General features: G+C 71.0%; 15 protein-coding genes. 9 read left to right on the top strand and 6 right to left on the bottom strand.

What is annotated here, in order from left to right; all coding sequences use genetic code 11:
• Window positions 1-951 carry an NADP-dependent oxidoreductase gene (locus ACZ7L6_RS31310; RefSeq protein ID WP_471929690.1) on the bottom strand — a complete coding sequence of 317 codons (951 nt, stop codon included), beginning with the start codon at window positions 949-951 and terminating at the stop codon, window positions 1-3.
• A gap of 71 nt (window positions 952-1,022) precedes the next feature.
• Here ACZ7L6_RS31310 and ACZ7L6_RS31315 point away from each other — a divergent pair, with 71 nt between their 5' ends.
• The 6 genes from ACZ7L6_RS31315 (at window position 1,023) to ACZ7L6_RS31340 (ending at window position 7,031) form a co-directional block, all read left to right on the top strand.
• Window positions 1,023-1,997, top strand: coding sequence for a GlxA family transcriptional regulator (locus tag ACZ7L6_RS31315; RefSeq protein ID WP_471929692.1), 975 nt, complete (start codon window positions 1,023-1,025; stop codon window positions 1,995-1,997).
• 692 nt (window positions 1,998-2,689) lie between these two features.
• Complete coding sequence (locus tag ACZ7L6_RS31320) at window positions 2,690-4,429, top strand: ATP-binding protein (protein ID WP_471929869.1); 1,740 nt, start codon at window positions 2,690-2,692, stop codon at window positions 4,427-4,429.
• Window positions 4,426-4,836: a roadblock/LC7 domain-containing protein gene (locus ACZ7L6_RS31325; protein ID WP_015655861.1), complete on the top strand. Its 411-nt coding sequence runs from the start codon at window positions 4,426-4,428 to the stop codon at window positions 4,834-4,836. The genes ACZ7L6_RS31320 and ACZ7L6_RS31325 overlap by 4 nt, the downstream gene beginning before the upstream one ends.
• Complete coding sequence (locus ACZ7L6_RS31330; protein WP_471929694.1) at window positions 4,833-5,204, top strand: DUF742 domain-containing protein; 372 nt, start codon at window positions 4,833-4,835, stop codon at window positions 5,202-5,204. The genes ACZ7L6_RS31325 and ACZ7L6_RS31330 overlap by 4 nt, the downstream gene beginning before the upstream one ends.
• Window positions 5,185-5,790 carry a GTP-binding protein gene (locus ACZ7L6_RS31335; RefSeq protein WP_471929696.1) on the top strand — a complete coding sequence of 202 codons (606 nt, stop codon included), beginning with the start codon at window positions 5,185-5,187 and terminating at the stop codon, window positions 5,788-5,790. The genes ACZ7L6_RS31330 and ACZ7L6_RS31335 overlap by 20 nt, the downstream gene beginning before the upstream one ends.
• On the top strand, window positions 5,787-7,031 hold the full coding sequence (locus ACZ7L6_RS31340) for a cytochrome P450 (RefSeq protein ID WP_471929698.1): 1,245 nt from the start codon (window positions 5,787-5,789) through the stop codon (window positions 7,029-7,031). Before ACZ7L6_RS31335 ends, ACZ7L6_RS31340 begins: the two co-directional genes overlap by 4 nt.
• Window positions 7,032-7,080: 49 nt before the next feature.
• Here ACZ7L6_RS31340 and ACZ7L6_RS31345 read toward each other — a convergent pair whose 3' ends face one another.
• From ACZ7L6_RS31345 to ACZ7L6_RS31355, 3 genes are all read right to left on the bottom strand, one after another.
• Window positions 7,081-8,811 (bottom strand): hypothetical protein, encoded by a 1,731-nt coding sequence (locus ACZ7L6_RS31345; RefSeq protein ID WP_471929700.1) that lies wholly within the window; start codon window positions 8,809-8,811, stop codon window positions 7,081-7,083.
• A 215-nt stretch (window positions 8,812-9,026) separates the two neighbouring features.
• A complete protein-coding gene (locus ACZ7L6_RS31350) occupies window positions 9,027-10,661 on the bottom strand; it encodes an amidohydrolase (protein WP_471929702.1) in 1,635 nt (544 codons plus the stop codon).
• A gap of 30 nt (window positions 10,662-10,691) precedes the next feature.
• The gene (locus ACZ7L6_RS31355) at window positions 10,692-12,197 is read right to left on the bottom strand and encodes an APC family permease (protein ID WP_471929704.1); all 1,506 of its coding nucleotides are present in this window, start codon (window positions 12,195-12,197) and stop codon (window positions 10,692-10,694) included.
• 125 nt (window positions 12,198-12,322) lie between these two features.
• On the opposite strand from ACZ7L6_RS31355, the gene ACZ7L6_RS31360 reads away from it, so the two are divergent.
• Window positions 12,323-13,063 (top strand): TetR/AcrR family transcriptional regulator, encoded by a 741-nt coding sequence (locus ACZ7L6_RS31360; RefSeq protein WP_471929706.1) that lies wholly within the window; start codon window positions 12,323-12,325, stop codon window positions 13,061-13,063.
• A 164-nt stretch (window positions 13,064-13,227) separates the two neighbouring features.
• Window positions 13,228-13,620, top strand: a complete 393-nt coding sequence (locus ACZ7L6_RS31365) for a VOC family protein (RefSeq protein ID WP_471929708.1) — start codon at window positions 13,228-13,230, stop codon at window positions 13,618-13,620.
• Window positions 13,621-13,699: 79 nt separating this feature from the next.
• Here the strand turns inward: ACZ7L6_RS31365 and ACZ7L6_RS31370 are convergent, their stop codons facing one another.
• Window positions 13,700-14,008, bottom strand: a complete 309-nt coding sequence (locus ACZ7L6_RS31370; RefSeq protein WP_471929710.1) for a DUF4235 domain-containing protein — start codon at window positions 14,006-14,008, stop codon at window positions 13,700-13,702.
• Window positions 14,009-14,025: 17 nt separating this feature from the next.
• Window positions 14,026-15,039, bottom strand: coding sequence for a glutathione S-transferase family protein (locus ACZ7L6_RS31375; RefSeq protein WP_471929712.1), 1,014 nt, complete (start codon window positions 15,037-15,039; stop codon window positions 14,026-14,028).
• A gap of 121 nt (window positions 15,040-15,160) precedes the next feature.
• On the opposite strand from ACZ7L6_RS31375, the gene ACZ7L6_RS31380 reads away from it, so the two are divergent.
• Complete coding sequence (locus tag ACZ7L6_RS31380) at window positions 15,161-16,132, top strand: cation diffusion facilitator family transporter (RefSeq protein ID WP_471929714.1); 972 nt, start codon at window positions 15,161-15,163, stop codon at window positions 16,130-16,132.
• Window positions 16,133-16,183 lie beyond the last annotated feature (51 nt).

The following is a 16,183-nucleotide window of genomic DNA, read 5'->3' on the forward strand; positions in this document are numbered from 1 at the left end:
TCAGTCGACCGTCAGGACCAGCTTCCCCGTCGTCCGGCCGGTGTCGCCCAGCGCATGCGCCTCGGCGGCATCGGCCAGCGGGAACGTCCCGGCGATCTCGGCGCGCAGCTTGCCCGCCTCGACCAGCTCCGCGATCGCCTGCATGCCGCTGTGCGAGGCGTCGACGAGCATCCGCAGTGCCCGGACACCGAGCCGCTCGGCCTCCTCGTAGAAGTCGTCCGAACCGACCGGCAGGATCGAGACGACGAGCCCGCCGGGGCGCAGTACACGTAGTGAGCGTGTCGAGTAGTCCCCGCCGATCGTGTCCAGGACGAGGTCCACGTCCTTCACGGCCTCGGCGAAGTCCGTCTCCCGGTAGTCGATTGCCTCGTCCACGCCGATCTCGCGCAGGAAGTCGTGCTTGCCCGCACTCGCCGTACCGATCACATAAGCGCCCCGCGCCTTGGCGATCTGCACGGCCACGTGCCCGACCCCGCCGGCGGCGGCGTGGATCAGTACGCGCTGACCGGGCTGTACGTCCGCGTACTCGACCAGGGCCTGCCACGCGGTGAGGGAGACCAGCGGCAGCGCGCCCGCCTGAACGTGGTCGATCGAGGCCGGCTTGTGCGCGAACGTGCGCGCCGGCGCGGTGACGTACTCGGCGTGCGAGCCGTGGCCGAACGGGTAGGACAGCATGCCGAAGACCTCGTCGCCGGGCTTGAACCGGGCGACGCCGATCCCGACCGCCTCGACGACGCCGGAGACGTCCCAGCCCAGGACGAAGGGCGGCGCGCCCAGGAAACCGCCGGTCGCGCGGTGCTTCCAGTCGGTCGGGTTGACGCCCGCGACGCGCACGCGCACCAGCACCTCGTTCGGGCGCGGGGTGGGGCGCTGGACTTCCACTTCCCTGAGGACCTCGGGACCGCCGAGAACGTCCTGGCTGATGGCTCGCATCGTGTTCACAGTGCTCATGGTGAAACAGCCTGCCGGGAGCCGCCGCTCAGGAAAATGGCATGATTGCCAAGCTTCGATAGGATCGTGCCATGAGCGGAGAGCGAAGCGGTGAGCGGTATGTGGAACGGGTCGTGGTACTGGCCCTGGACGGCGTCTACCCCTTCGAGCTGGGCATCCCGAGCCGGATCTTCGGCGCGGCCGACGGCCGGTACGAGGTGCTGACCTGCAGCGTCGACGGCAGGCCGGTGCGCAGCAACGCGGACTTCACGATCGGCGTCCAGCACGGCCCGGAGATCCTCGCCACGGCCGACACCGTGGTGGTCGCCTCCATGGCAACCCCGTACATCCCCACGCGGCTGTCCGGCGAGCTCGCCGACGCGCTCGCGCTGATCCGCCCGGACGCACGCATCGTGTCGATCTGCACCGCCGCCTTCGTCCTCGCCGCGGCGGGCCTCCTCGACGGGCGCAGGGCCACCACGCACTGGCAGGTGACCGAACCGTTCCGACGCCGCTACCCGCACGTCGACCTGGACCCGGACGTCCTCTTCGTGCACGACGGCCGCATCCTCACCTCGGCGGGCGCCGCCTCCGGCGTCGACGTGTGCCTGCACATCGTCCGTACCGACCACGGACACGAGCTCGCCAACGCGGTGGCCCGGCGCTGCGTCGTGCCCCCCTTCCGGGACGGCGGCCAGGCCCAGTACATCGAGCAGCCGGTCCCGGAGAGCGGAGCGGCGAGCACCGCCGCCACCCGCGCCTGGGCCCTGGAGCGCCTCGACGAACCCCTCACCCTGGCCGACCTCGCCGCCCACGCCCGGATGAGCCTGCGCACCTTCGCCCGCCGCTTCAACGACGAGGTCGGCCTCAGCCCCGGCCGCTGGCTGATCCAGCAGCGCGTCGCCCGCGCCCGGCATCTGCTGGAGTCCAGCGACCTGTCGGTGGACCAGATCGCCGGCCAGGTCGGCTTCGCCACGGGAGCCTCCCTGCGCCAGCACCTGCATGCCGCGATCGGGGTGTCGCCGCAGGCGTACCGGCGTACGTTCCAGACGGCTGCCGCCCGTTAGGCGTGAACGTTCCTGCCACAGCCACGTCGAAGGACCACTTCCGCAAGGCAGCAAGGTGAACAGGCAGCGGGGATGCGCAGAGGCCTCGTGGCCGCATCGGTGCTGGTGGCGACAGCGGTCGTGGGATGCGGTAGCGAGGAGGAGAGCGCGGTCGTCCGGGGAACGCCGCCGGTCACACCGTACGACGGACCGCTGTACGTGCCCGTCCGCAACCTCGACGAGAACGGCCCGCGGGCGACACGCATCGAGTCGGGCGCCGCGGGCCGGTCACCGAGATCAACAGCTCCGTGGGGGCGCCCCCTGCGACGGGATACCGGCGCGGCGACTGGCGGTTGTGGCTGACAGATGACAAGTCGATGGCGTATGTCCGAACGTCCGACGGTGTCGAGGCGTGGCCCAGGGTGAAGGACGGCATGGGCTGCAAGTGGAACCGCAGTGAACCCCGGCGGCGTTTTCGCCAACTGTGCAGGTCAGTAAGGGTATTTGTCGACGTTTGTACTCCTGGCGGAGAGTGATGGAACCCTCACTTCCGTCAACCTGCGAGGTTGATCCTTTTGCGTTCAAACCCGATAAGCTCCCGTTCGGCGCTGCGAGTTGACTCGGTCCTGATCGGTCATCTCGCGGTGCGTACTCATGAGTGCGATCGCCTTGCACACCCCCCCCTTGATCGATCGTTGCCTCGAAGGATGCAGATGGAACTCGCCACTCCGCCGCCGGCGGCGCGGCCCCCTGTCGCCTGGTACAGCTGGTGGCTGATGCCACTGGCTTTAGGAGGTGGGACGGTTGCCGCCACGTTCATGAGCTCGGAGCGAATAACCGCAGGTGTCGCCGGTGTCGCGGCGACCGCGGCCAGCGCCGTGTGCGTACGCCTCCTGTTGCGTACCCGGGCGCAGCTGTCCAAGTCCGAGGGTGAGTTCCGCGCCTCGCAGGCCGAGCACTCGCAGCAGTGGCAGCAGCATGTGGCGGGCCTGGAGCGGAAGTTCAGCGCCGACCGCGCCGCCCTGGAGAGCGCCCTCACTGAGCAGTCCGGCGCCTACGAGGCCCAACTGGCCGAGCGGGCCCGGGCGTACGAGGAGCGGATCGCCGAGGAGAGCGCCTCCTACGAGGAGCGGATCGCCGCCCAGGCCCGGTCCTACGAAGCCCAGCTCGCCGACCAGGCCGAGATCTTGCAGGAGCAGCTGTCCCACCAGCTGGCCGCCGTCACCCGGCTCGCCGACGAACAGCTGCCCGAGGCGCTGCGGCAACTGCGCGAGGGCGACGCGATCGACGACGTCCTGCCCGCCGTCAACCAGTGCGCCAAGGTCAGCGCCGAACTGCAGGCCGGTCTGCGCAAGGTCCTGCGCACCTCCCTGATCGGCGTCGAGGAGGAGTTCAACCGCTCCACCTCCGCCGAGCAGGCCGTGATCAGCATCGGCAACCGCATCCACGTCCTGACCAGCAAGCTGCGTGGCCGCCTCCACGAGATGCAGGGCGAACACGGCCGGCTGCCGGCCGTCGCGCGCGGCCTGATGGAGCTCGACCAGGCGATCGGCCCCGCCGACTGTCTCGCCGCCAGCATCAGCGTCCTCGGCGGCTCGGACCGGCCGGGCCGGCAGTGGCAGGAGCCGCAGCGCCTGCTCAGCGTGGTCCGCGGCGGCATCGGCCGGATCAAGGACTTCCACCGGATCGACGTACGCCACCTGCCCGAACTCGGCGTCGACGGCGGCCTGGTGGACCACCTCACGCTGATCTTCGCCCACCTGCTGGACAACGCCGCCCGCTACTCGCCGCCCACCGAGCCGGTTTTCGTCTCCGGCAAGGAGGTCCCGAACGGTGTCGGCATCGAGATCCAGGACTCCGGCAAGGGCCTGAGCGAGGAGAAGAAGCGCGAGGCCGAGCACGCCCTCGCCGGCACCGCCCCCGGCGCGGGCCTCGGCGGCATCTCGGAGGACGCGAACATCGGTCTGCGCGTCGTCGGCATCCTCGCCCGCCGGTACGGCATCCGCGTCACCTTCGCGGACTCGCCGTGGCTGGGCACCTCGGTGGTGGTCGTGGTTCCGCACAAGTACTTCAGCCCGCTGCCCGCGGCCGCCTCCGCCACCGCGGCGGCGACCGCCCCGACGGCACCGGCCGCCGCCGCGTCCGCCCCGGCCCGCGAAGAGCGCGCCCCGGCAGCGGCCCCGGCCGACACCGACGACGCCGTGGACACCACGCCAGGCGGCCTGCCCCGGCGCCGCAGCAAGCGGCACGAGGCGGCACGCCACGAGCCGGCCCCGCGTCCGGAGCGGAGCGAGGAGACGACGTCCGTCGCCGCCGTTCCGCCCGACGCGTCCTTCGCCGGTCTGGCCGCCTTCGCCACCGCGGGCCGCGAGCCCGGCGAGGACGGCACGACGGCCGACAGCCGCGAGTCCACCGAGCAGCACCGCACTGAAGAGAGCGACAAGTCCACATGACGCAGCAGGGAACCGATGTGAGCTGGGCGCTCCGCGATCTGGTGGAGTCGATCCCGGAGATCCGCTTCGCCCTCGTGGCCTCCAGCGACGGCAAGGCCATCACCTCCTACGGCGCCGAGGACCCCGACGACGTCGACCGCTTCGCGGCCGTGGTGGCGGGACTGCAGGCGCTCGCCCAGCCGGTCGCCGAGCAGTTCCCCAAGTACGCGGGGCAGCTCAGGCTGGCGATGATCGAGGTCGACGGCGGCCACCTGTTCGTCGTACGGGCCGGGGTGGAGACGTATCTTGGAGTGCTCGCCCGGGAAGGCCTCGACCAGGGCCTGCTCGGCCACCAGATGAGGGACCTGGCGCGCCGGATGGGTGAGTTGCTCGGCACCACTCCGCGCCTGGAGGAGCACTCTGGATGAGTGCTCCCCGCCGGCCCACGAATCCGTCCGGTCTCGAGCGCTATTACGTCCTGACGAAGGGGCGTAGCGGACCGGGCGGTTCGGCGTCGAGTCTCGACGTGGCAACCCTCATCGTCTCCCGCACCGCCCCCGCACCGGGCTTGCAGCACGAGCACGAGGAGATCCTCCGGCGCTGCCGCGATCCGCTGTCGGTGGCCGAACTCGGCGCCCATCTCGGATTGCCCTTCAACATTCTCGCGGTGCTGCTGACGGATCTGCTGGAGGCAGGCCACGTCGAAGCCCGTGACCCCATCCCGGCGCACAACGCCGGCCGCGGGCCCGACCTCGCGCTCCTTGAGGAGGTACTCAGTGGACTTGAAAGGCTTTGACCGTCCCGGCGGGCCGGGTGGCGGCGGCACCCGCTCGGTGAAGGTGATGATCGCCGGTGGCTTCGGCACGGGGAAGACCACCATGGTCCGCTCGGTCAGCGACATCAAGCCGCTCACCACCGAGGAGACCCTCACCCAGGCCAGCGCGGACGTCGACCACCTCATCGGCGTCGCCGACAAGACGGAGACCACCGTCAGCCTGGACTTCGGGAAGATCAGCCTCAACGACAGCCTGATGCTGTACCTGTTCGGCACGCCCGGCCAGGAGCGCTTCTGGTTCCTGTGGAACGGCCTGTTCAAGGGCGCGCTCGGCGCGGTCGTCCTGGTGGACACCCGCCGCCTCGCCTCCAGCTTCCGGGCGATCGAGGAGATGGAGCGGCAGGACGTGCCGTTCGTCGTCGCGCTGAACGTCTTTCCCGACTCCAGGGACTATCCGGTCGAGGAGATCCGGGACGCCCTCGACATCTCCCCGCACATCCCGATCGTGGCCTGCGACGCCCGCGACCGGGCTTCCAGCCGTGACGTCCTCGTCGCCCTGATACGTCACCTGAAGGAACGCTCTGCCGTCCCACTGGAGTCCCGATGAACGCCCAGCCCTTAAACGATCCCGAGGCGCCGCGCGGTTGCCCCTTCGGCCATGACACCGAGCTCACCCGGCTGTACGGACCGGAGGCGGCGACCGACCCGGGCGGCATCTACGAGCGGCTGCGCAAGGAGCACGGCTCCGTCGCGCCGGTGCTGCTGGAGGGCGACATCCCGGCCTGGCTGGTGCTGGGCTACCGGGACAGCCGGCGAGTGCTCGACAATCCCCTCCAGTTCCCCCGGGACGCGCGGATCTGGCGGGACTGGCGGGAGGGCCGGGTCGCGGACAACTCTCCGCTGGTTCCGATGCTGGCCTGGCGCCCCGACTGTGTGTCCCAGGACGGCGAGGCTCACCGCCGGCTGCGCGGTGCCGTCAGCGACGGGCTGCAGTCCGCCGCCGACCGCGGTGTCCGGCGCCACGCCACGCACTTCGCCAACAAGCAGATCGACGCGTTCGCGGACTCCGGCCGGGCCGATCTCGTGTCGGACTACGCCGACTATCTGCCGATGCTCGTGATCGCCCGCATGCTGGGGCTCGCCGAGGCGCAGGGGCGTCGCCTGGTCGAGTCCTGCGCCCAGGTGATGAAGGGCGGCGAGGACGCCGTCATGCACGACGGCGTGATCAGGGAGATCTTCGGCGAACTCGCCGAGCGCAGGAGGTCCGAACCCGGCTCCGACCTCGCCACCAGCCTGCTGGAGCATCACGCGGCGCTCGACCACGACGAGGTCGTGGCCCACCTGCGCGCGGTGCTGATCGCCGCGCACGTCACGACCAACCTGCTGGCCCGGGTGCTGGAGCTGGTCCTGACCGACGCCTCCCGGCTCTCCGGGCTGATCAGCGGTCAGCTGAGCATCTCGGCGGTGGTGGAGGAGGCCATGTGGAACTCTCCGCCGCTGGCCGTCCTGCCGGGGCGCTTCGCCGCCAGCGATGTCGAACTGGGCGGGCACCGCATCGAGGAGGGCGACCTGCTCGTGCTCGGTCTCGCCCCGGGCAACGTCGACCCCGAGATCCGGCCCGACCCGGATGTCTCGGTGCAGGGCAACCAGGCGCACCTGGCGTTCGGCGCGGGCCCGCACGAGTGCCCCGGGCAGAACATCGGGATGTCCATCATCGAGGTCGCGGTGGACGTCCTGCTGCACCGTCTGCCCGGCCTGCACCTGGCCGTGCCGCCGGAGGAGCTCACCTCGACCGCGTCCACTTGGATGTCCCTGCTGGACAGCCTGCCGGTCGAGTTCGAGGCCTAGGCCCCAGGACGCCGCTGCCCGGCCGGGATCACCCGGCCGGGCAGCGGCGTCAGCCGTCGAGCCAGTCGCCCGCGAGGTCCGAGGGACGGTACCCCGTGGCGTTCCAGAGGAAATGCGGGTGCGCGCAGCCGAACATGTAGGCGAGCAGTGCGGTGTCCTCCCTCCCGGTCTCAGGGTCCTGCAGGGCGTGGAAGAACTCGGATCCGACTGCGCCGGAGTCTTCCTGGACCGCACGAGCGCGGGCCGTGGACGGTGCTGCGCCGGCTGCCTCCACGGCGGCGATGTACGTACGGCGCAGGACCTCCCATGTGCTGTCGGTGTTGCCGTGCCAGGGGCCGTGCAGTGCTTCGAAGGCGTGGAGCTCGGCGTCGAAGAGGGGCCAGGTCTCGGGGTGTTGGTCCCGGCAGCGTGCGGACAGCTCGGCGGTCCGGGCGCTCAGAGCCGGTGCGGTGGGCCGCGGGGCGATGGTGAGGGTGGTGCCGTGGGTGAGGATGCCGGTGCATGCGTCGGGCTGAAGGTCGCACAGCGGGCAGTCCTGCGCCGGTGGGAGGCCCTGCGTGATGCCGTCGAACCACAAGCCGTGGCGGCCCGTGAGCCCCAACCAGACGATGGTGCTGGGCATCAGCCAGGTGTTCCACATCGAGCGATGCGCCTCGGGCATGCAGCCGTACTTGACCGTGGCGATGGCGCAGGCAGCGTAGAGGGCCTTGGTGTGGGCGGGTATGTCGGCGAGCCAGAAGTTGCTGATCTCGCCGGTGAGGGCGTCGGCTCGTACGTCGGCCATGTCGTCGATGACGCGGCACAGCAGCAGGGAGGCGAGGTGTTCTTCCTGCCAGAGTTCGGTGTCGGGTGAGACGTGCCAGAACAGGCAGTCCATCATCTGCAGGACCGAGTAGGTGCTCTGGCTGAGCGGGTTGGTCTGGGGGAGTACGACGCTGCCCGCGTGGTGCTGTTGGAGCCAGTGCTCGTCCACGGACCGCTTGTGGGCCGCGTAGAGTCCGCAGACCAGGGCCCGTGCGGTGTTGATGCTGAAACTCTCGGCCAAGCGGCCTTCGATGAGTCGGGTGAGGTGCGTGGTGTCTATGGTGTCGATCACGCGTTTGTATTCGTGGAAGAGCAGGATGTCGTCCTCGAAGCGGTGGCGGTAGCCGAGGTCGCGTTCGAAGTCGTTCAGCTGCCGGGCCAGGACCCAGCCACCGGTCAGGACGCTGTCGAGTTCCCGGTGGTACGGCCAGGTCTTGACGGTGAGGGGACGACCGGCGCTCTGCCGCCAACCGTAGTCGGCCAGCGTGCGTTCGGGCGGTGTGGGCAGCCGACGGCACAGAGAGCAGTCGCAGACGGTTGTCCACTCCTCCTCGCGCGGCGGTGTGAGCGCCCGGCTCCTCCAGGCCCCTTCCAGCATCGTGCACGTCAGTCGGCAGACCTCGACATCGGTGCTGACTTGGGGGAAGGCCGCTTCGATCACGCGCAGGCCGGCGTCCAGTCGCCGCAACCTGGCGTGGCCCTCCTCGTCGGGCGGGAGGAACGCGCGCGGCGCCAGATGGAGGGCTCCCTCCACATGCAGCGTGGTGCCGGCGCGGGGGGATATGAGTGCGTCCAGCCGCTGCTGAGCGGCGTTCTGGGAATCTCGGAACTCATCCGTGCACCCATTGATGTGTTTCGCGAAGAGGCGGGCCAGGGCGTTCCCCGCCTCCGCCGGCTGGAGCTGCGGGCTTGGCTGCGCCTGGAGCAAGCTGTCGGTGGATGTCTCCGGACCACCCCCTACGACTCGAGAATTCACACCGGTCTCCCTTCAAGCTGTGGTCCTGGCAACGGAATCGATCGGCCGTGGTTGGGCAGCGCAAAGTCCCCACGCCCCTGCGTGCGGGCGGTCACCGTGACCGCCCGCACGCTCGAACTGGGTTTCGCGATACGAAAGTTGAACCGAAAAGCGCTACGAGACTGCCCAGGGCGTAAATGATCTACGCGTAACCGGACCGTGATGTCCGTTACTGCTCAAGCCTGTTGAGCTGCGTATACTCGCGCGCCCCCGACGTAAGTGATAGATACACGCGTCTCCGCGATCGCCTCCGCCGGGCCGTCGAACGGATCGCGGTCCAGGACCACGAGATCCGCGAGCGCCCCGGCGCGAATCTCACCCGTGTCGTCGAGGTGGTTCACGTACGCCGACCCCGCCGTGTAGGCCGCCAATGCCTCGGCGAGTCCGATGCGTTCACCGGGCAGGAACACCGGCGTGTCGTCGGCGTCGGGTGTCCTGCGGTTGACCGCGACATGGATGCCGTGCAACGGATCGGGGCTGCTCACCGGCCAGTCGCTGCCCGCCGCGAGCCGGGCGCCGGAGCGCAGCAGGGCGCCGAACGGGTACTGCCGCGCGGCCCGTTCGGGCCCCAGGAACGGGATCGTCAGCTCGTCCATCTGCGGTTCGTGCGCGGCCCACAGCGGCTGGATGTTCGCCGTCGCCCCGAGCCGGGCGAAACGCGGTACGTCCGTGGGGTGGACGACCTGGAGATGGGCCAGGTGGGGCCGCGTGTCGCTGGGCCCGTTCGCGGCCCGCGCCGCATCGATCGCGTCCAGCGCGTCCCGTACGGCCCGGTCGCCGAGGGCGTGGAAGTGGCACTGGAAACCGAGCGCGTCCAACTCGGTGACGTACTTGGGCAGTTGCCCGGCGTCGATGAAGCTGGTGCCCCGGTTGGCGGTCGCGCAGCCGCACTTGTCGAGATAGGGGTCCAGCAGTGCCGCCGTACCGGTCTCGGCGACACCGTCCAGCATCAGCTTCACACTGCCCGCGCGGAAGCGGCCGTGGCTCAATGCCTCCCGTCGCTCCGCCAGTTCGGGAATCTGCTCCGAGCCGCGCTCCCGGTCCCACCACAGCGCGCCGACGACCCGCGCGGTCAGCGAACCGTCCCGCGCTGCCGCCAGGTACGCCTCCGCCGGGTCGTCCATGCCGAGGAAGTCCCCGACCAGCGCGTCCTGCCAGGCCGTGATGCCGAGCGCGTGCAGATGCCGCTGGGCGTGCAGCAGGGCGGCCAGCCGGTCGGCAGGTGTGGCCGGCGGGGTGAGCCGTCCCACGAGCTGCATCGCCCCTTCCTGGAGGGTGCCGCTCGGCTCGCCGGAGGCGTCCCGGTCGATCCGCCCGTCGGCCGGGTCGGGCGTGTCGCGCGTGATGCCCGCGAGCGCGAGGGCGCGGCTGTTGACCCAGGCGCCGTGATGGTCGCGGTTGGGCAGATAGACGGGCCGGTCGGGCACCACCGCGTCCAGCAGCTCCTTCGTCGGTGTACCGCCCGCGAAGGCCTCCATCGACCAGCCGCCACCGGTGATCCACTGCCGCTCGGGATGCGCGTCGGCGTACGCCCGCACCTTGGCGAGTGTCTCGTCCGCCGTCCGCGCTCCGGTCAGGTCGCACTGGCTCAGCTCCAGCCCCGCCGGCACCGGATGCACGTGCGCGTCCTGGAAGCCGGGCAGCAGCAGCCGTCCCGCGAGGTCCACCACCTCGGTCCGCGGCCCGGCGAGATCGTGCACCTCCTCCCGTCCTACGGCCGTGATGCGGTCGCCGGTGACGGCCACGGCGGTCGCGGTACGGCCCTCGGGGGTGAGGACGGGGCCGCCGGTGAAGAGGAGATCTGCGTGCATGGTCCGTCTCCTGGTAGGGGGTTCAGGGGGCTATCGAGAGGTGGCGAGGAGCTGGGGCGCATCGGCGTCGGTGCCCTTGCCGGTGCGGAAGTACGGCGACCTGCGCACCCACCTCGCCCAAGCGGCGGCCACGAAGCCCGACGCGATCATCGCGACCGGGGTGAAGAGCAGGAACCATCCGTTGTCCGCGCTGACTTCGAAGTGGTCGGCGGAGGTGGCGAACGACCAGCCGAGGTAGCCGCCGAGGCTCAGCAGGACCGCCGCGCTCAGCGCGGGCAGCACCACCGCCCGTATGCCCTGCCGCCAGTCCTCGCGCAGCAGCGAGCGGAACCGCACCGCTGCCGCGATGGCCGTGAGGGCGTAGGACAGGGCCACCACGATGCCCACGGCACTCACCGTCGCCATGATCATGTCGGCGAGGCGCGGGATGACCAGCGCGAGCGCCGCGACCGTCGCCGCCAGCGTGCCGATGAGCACCGTCCCGGCCGCCGGAGTCCCGTACCGGGGGCTGACCTTGGACCACACCGGCCCGAGCGTACGGTCCCGGCTCATCGCGAACATCGCCCGGGCCGTGGGGATCACGCCGGCCTGCAGGGAGGCGACGGCCGAGAACATCAGGGCGATCAGGGGGAGCGCCGCCCAGGGCTGGGACGCCAGCCGGTCGCCGAAGAACGCCAGGCCCTCGGGGCCGTGGCCGACCAGCTCCTCCTCGGACAGGACGCGTTGGAAGGCGACCGAGCCGAGCAGGAACAGCCCCAGCATCGTGAACAGGGTGGTGATCCCGGCCCGGGACGCGTCGCGCGGGTCGCGCACCTCCTCGTTGACGCTGAACGCCGACTCGAAGCCCCAGTAGCAGAACACCGACAGCAGCAGCCCCTGTGCGAGCGCCGTCGCCGACGGGATCGCGAACGGGTCGAACCAGCTCAGGCTGAAGTCGTGCGGGCCGGTGACGATGCCGTATCCGCAGAAGCCCAGCAGGACGACGTACTCGAAGACCAGCAGCCCGGCCTGCAGGCGCGCGGCGGTGCGGATGCCGGTCACGGCTGTCAGCGTGACCGCCACCAGCACCACGATGCCGACGGCCGTGGTCTGCGCGGTGGACCCCGGGTCCAGCGCGAGGCCGCCCACCCGGTGCAGCCCCGCGTCCCCCGCCAGCTGGAGCAGCGCCGAGCCCGTGACCGCCGTGGTGTACGCGAGGAACGCCACCACGGCCACGATGTTCACCCAGCCGACCATGAAGCCCAGCCAGGGCGTCAGCGAACGGCCCACCCACACATAGCCGTTGCCCGCGTTGGGCTCGACCCTGTTGAGCCGGGAGTAGGCGCCGGCGATGCCGAGGATCGGCAGGAACGCCAGCAGCATGATCGCGGGCAGGTGCAGCCCGACCACGCCGGCCGTGACACCGAGGCCGATGCCGATGCTGGTGGTCGCGGCGGTGCTGGACGCGGCGATGGCGACGCCGTCCAGGACACCGAGGGACCTGCGCAGCTCGGGCCGCGCTGGAGGGTCGACGCTGGGGGACTGCTGGTCGGACATGGCCGGTCTCCGCTCGCACCGGGGGCCTGGGCGGCCCCGATGAGCGCACATGAAACTGTCCGGGGGGTTAACAGGTCAACGGTGTTGTCATAAGGTGCGGGCACCCGGCCCGAGGGAGGCAGTCCATGAGCGAGCGTGTCGTCCCGCCCGCCGCCCGGCAGCGCAGGCGTCCCACCAAGAAGGGCGTCGTCCTGTCCGAGGAGCTGATCGTCGAGACGGCCCTCAGGCTCATCGAGGAGCACGGCGCCGACGCCCTCTCGGTACGCCGCCTCGGCCGCGCCCTCGGCGCCGACCCCAGCTCGCTGTACCGGTACTTCCGGCACACCGACGACCTGATGCTGGCCATCGCCGACGAGCTCATCGGCCGTACGCTGCGCACCTGGCGCCCCACCGGCGACTGGCGCGCCGACCTGCGGGACCTCGGCCTGCGCATGCACGCGGGGGCCCTCGCGCATCCCCGGGCGGCCGTGCTCAGCTCGTACCGGGTGACCGGGCGGGTGTACGAGATCCAGGCCGTCGAGACCATCCTCGGTGTGCTGCGCGGCGCCGGTTTCCCCGACGCCGAAGCGGTGCGGATCTACCACGCGTTCGTCGACCAGGCCCTCGCCCACGGCGCCCTCGACTCGGCGAGCGCGGCGATGCCGAAGGCCGCACGGCAGGCGGAGGCGGCCGTCTGGCGGGCGACGTACGCACGGCTGCCCGCCGACACCCACCCGCACATTTCCGCCACGGCCCGCCATCTCGTGGCGGAGATGGCCCACAGCTCGTATCCGGCAGCCCTGGACCTGCTGCTCGGCGCCGCGGCGGCTCGGCTGGCCGAGATCGGGCCGTGCCCGTCCCCTCTCCAGGGGCTCCGCCCGGGCTGAATGCAGTGACCGGCGTCGAGAGGTGAGCGTGCTCCGGGAGGCGGGCCGGGGGTTTCCACCCGCGTCAACTGGTCCCGGACTGAAACGCCCTGGCCGGGACACCCGGAGGGGATGCAGGGCGGCGGGGCAGGACCGTCCCGCGCCCCGGACCCTTCGGAGGAGTCATGCCACTGGTGAAAGCGGGCTTCGTGGTGCTCGACTGTGCCGAGCCGGAGAAACTCGCCGTGTTCTACCGGGAACTGCTGGAGGCCGAGCAGACGGAGGCGACCGCCAACCGCGTGGAGATCAGGGGCGCCGACGGCACCCGGCTCGCCTTCCGCCGCGACATGAACGCCACCCCGCCGAGCTGGCCGCGCCCCGAGAACTCCCTCCAGGCCCACCTCGACTTCGTGGTGGAGGACCTGGACGAGGCGGAACGCAGGATCGTCGGGCTCGGCGGCCGCCCGATGGAGGCGAAGGACGCCCCCGGCCCCTACGAGGAACGCGGCTTCGCCGACCCGGCAGGCCACTCCTTCACCCTGCGCCGCGTCGCCCCGACGGCGCCCAAGCAGGGCTGAACCGGCAGAAACCCCCTCGGTTCCGGCCGTGCTTTCCTTGGCCGCCAAGGAAAGCACGGCCGGTGCCCCGACCGTGCTCTCAGTCCCGCCCGCCCTTCTCGCCGACCGGCCACACGCCCGTCGAGCGCTCGATGGCCTTGGCGCCCGCGCGGTCCGCCAAGCTGCGCGCCACCGCGAAAAGGGCGCCCTGGACCGCCGCCGCCAGCAGGATCTCCCCCCAGCCGCGGTCCCGGTCCAGCGCGTCGGGCGCGTCCTCCTCGTGTCGTACCGCCATCCAGGTCTTGCGGAAGGCGAGCCCCGCCAGCCAGCCGCTCGACCAGCCGAGCGCAAAGCCCAGGGGCTTGTAGGCGAGGGGGAGTTTCAGCTTCTTGTTGGTCTTCTTGGCCACGTGCGCCTCCTTGGTAGTCAGGGCCGCCCCTGAGCGGGGACTTCCTCGGCCTGCGGAACCGGCCCGGGCGGCGTCCCGTCACCGAACGGCCGGCCGCCCAGCTCCTCCCGGCCGTGCGGCGTGAGCCAGCCCGACAGATCCGGGCCGAGAGGGACGATGCCGGTCGGGTTGATGCCACTGTGCACCTGGTAGTAGTGCCGCTTGATGTGATCGAAGTCGACGGTGTCACCGAATCCCGGCGTCTGGTAGAGGTCGCGGGCGTACGCCCACAGGACCCGATTCTCCGTCAGCTTCCAGCGGTTGCACTTGAAGTGACCGTGATACACGGCGTCGAAACGGACCAGTGTGGTGAACAGCCGGATGTCCGCCTCGGTGATCGTGTCGCCGACCAGATAGCGCTGCCCGGACAGCCGTTCCGCCAGCAGCTCCAGGCGCCGGAAGAGCCGCGCGCACGCCCCCTCGTACTCCTCCTGGCCGGTGGCGAAACCCGCCCGGTACACACCGTTGTTGACGTCCTCGAAGACGTCCGCCATGACGGCGTCGATCTCGTCGCGCAGCGCCTGCGGGTAGAGATCGGGCGCCCCGTCGCGGTGCAGGGCCGTCCACTCGGTGGCGAGGTCGAGCGTGATCCGCTGGTAGTCGTTGGTGACGAGCTCGCCGCTGGGCACGTCCACGATCGCGGGCACGCTGACGCCGCCCGGGTAGTCCGTCTCCCGCCGGTCGTAGGCCTCGCTCAGGAAACGGATGCCGAGGACCGGGTCGCGGCCGTCCGGGTCGAGGGTGAAGCGCCAGCTGCGGTCGTCCTGGATCGGGTCGGCGATCGCCATCGACAGCGCGTCCTCCAGGCCGAGCAGTCGCCGCGAGATCACCGCCCGGCTCGCCCACGGACAGGCACGGCTGACCATCAGACGGTAGCGGTCCGCCTCCACCGGCCGACCGTCCCGGCCGTCCGCGGTGATCCGGTCCGTGAAGTGGGCCTTCGACCGCTGGAACGACTTCCTTCCGTAGGCGGTGTTGCCCCCGCCGCTCATGACGCGCTCCTTTCTGCCCGCGCTCTGTCTGCCGTACACCGTGTTCCCCCGATCCGACGGGTCCCCCGATTTGCGCCGACCGCACGGTGTGATCCGCACCGGCCGGGGGAGTCGGAGACAGATGAGCAGGACGACCAAGGCACCCAAGACCGACCGAAGGACCCGCGTCACCGTCCTGGTGGCCCTCGCCGCCAACCTCGTCATCGCCGTCGCCAAGGCGGTCGGCGGCGTCCTCGCCCAGTCACCCGCACTGCTGTCGGAGGCGGCGCACTCCGTCGCGGACAGCATGAACGAGGTGTTCCTGTTGGCCGCGCTGCGCCGCAGCCGCCGCCCCGCCGACGCCCGCCATCCCTTCGGCTACGGCAAGGAGCGCTTCTTCTGGTCGCTGCTCGCGGCCGTCGGCATCTTCGTGATGGGCGGCTGCTTCTCCTTCTTCCAGGGCTTCGAAGCGCTGCACGGCGGCAGCGAGGAGAAGTTCAGCGGCTATGTGGCGGGCATCGTCGTGCTCGGGGTCGCCTTCCTCGCCGAGGGCCTGTCGCTCGTGCGGGCACTGCACCAGGTCCGCCGGGAGGGCGGCCTCGCGCGCGGTCTGCGCGACCCGGCGCTGCGCACGGTCCTCGCCGAGGACGCCACGGCGGTGCTGGGGGTGACCCTGGCCATGACCGGCATGGTGCTGCACATGGTCACCGGGCAGGTCGTCTGGGAGGCGTCCGCCTCGCTGGCGATCGGCGCGCTGCTGGTGTACGTCGCCTACCGGCTGGGGCGCGAGGCCCGCGACCAGCTGATCGGGCAGGCCGCCGACCCCGAGGCGGACGCCCGGATCCGTGCCCTGCTGCAGGCGCAGCCCGAGATCGACAGCGTGGAGGCGCTGTTCACGATGAAGACGGGTCTGGAGACGGCCCTGGTGGCGGCCCGGGTCGATCTGGTGCCCGGCCTCGACAGCGAACAGGTCGAGGAGGTCGCCGTCCGCATCAAGCGGTCCATCGGCCGCACCGTCGCCGAGGCGGACCAGATCTTCCTCGACGTCACGGAACGCTCCGCGCGCGAGGCACAGGGAAGCCCCGCCGCGACGGGGGAACGCGGCGGGGCCTGACGCACGTGTGCCCGGCGAACGCCGGTTCATGCGTCCCTGAGGAGAAAAAGT

This window comes from Streptomyces sp. NPDC107522 (genome assembly GCF_055657525.1).

Excerpts from the sequence above, each read along its gene's own strand:
- ACZ7L6_RS31325 (WP_015655861.1), top strand. The coding sequence starts at position 4,426 with ATGACGCAGCAGGGAACCGATGTGAGCTGGGCGCTCCGCGATCTGGTG.
- ACZ7L6_RS31360 (WP_471929706.1), top strand. The coding sequence starts at position 12,323 with ATGAGCGAGCGTGTCGTCCCGCCCGCCGCCCGGCAGCGCAGGCGTCCC.
- ACZ7L6_RS31310 (WP_471929690.1), bottom strand. The coding sequence starts at position 951 with ATGAGCACTGTGAACACGATGCGAGCCATCAGCCAGGACGTTCTCGGC.
- ACZ7L6_RS31320 (WP_471929869.1), top strand. The coding sequence starts at position 2,690 with ATGGAACTCGCCACTCCGCCGCCGGCGGCGCGGCCCCCTGTCGCCTGG.
- ACZ7L6_RS31355 (WP_471929704.1), bottom strand. The coding sequence starts at position 12,197 with ATGTCCGACCAGCAGTCCCCCAGCGTCGACCCTCCAGCGCGGCCCGAG.
- ACZ7L6_RS31380 (WP_471929714.1), top strand. The coding sequence starts at position 15,161 with ATGAGCAGGACGACCAAGGCACCCAAGACCGACCGAAGGACCCGCGTC.
- ACZ7L6_RS31315 (WP_471929692.1), top strand. The coding sequence starts at position 1,023 with ATGAGCGGAGAGCGAAGCGGTGAGCGGTATGTGGAACGGGTCGTGGTA.
- ACZ7L6_RS31340 (WP_471929698.1), top strand. The coding sequence starts at position 5,787 with ATGAACGCCCAGCCCTTAAACGATCCCGAGGCGCCGCGCGGTTGCCCC.
- ACZ7L6_RS31350 (WP_471929702.1), bottom strand. The coding sequence starts at position 10,661 with ATGCACGCAGATCTCCTCTTCACCGGCGGCCCCGTCCTCACCCCCGAG.
- ACZ7L6_RS31375 (WP_471929712.1), bottom strand. The coding sequence starts at position 15,039 with ATGAGCGGCGGGGGCAACACCGCCTACGGAAGGAAGTCGTTCCAGCGG.
- ACZ7L6_RS31365 (WP_471929708.1), top strand. The coding sequence starts at position 13,228 with ATGCCACTGGTGAAAGCGGGCTTCGTGGTGCTCGACTGTGCCGAGCCG.
- ACZ7L6_RS31330 (WP_471929694.1), top strand. The coding sequence starts at position 4,833 with ATGAGTGCTCCCCGCCGGCCCACGAATCCGTCCGGTCTCGAGCGCTAT.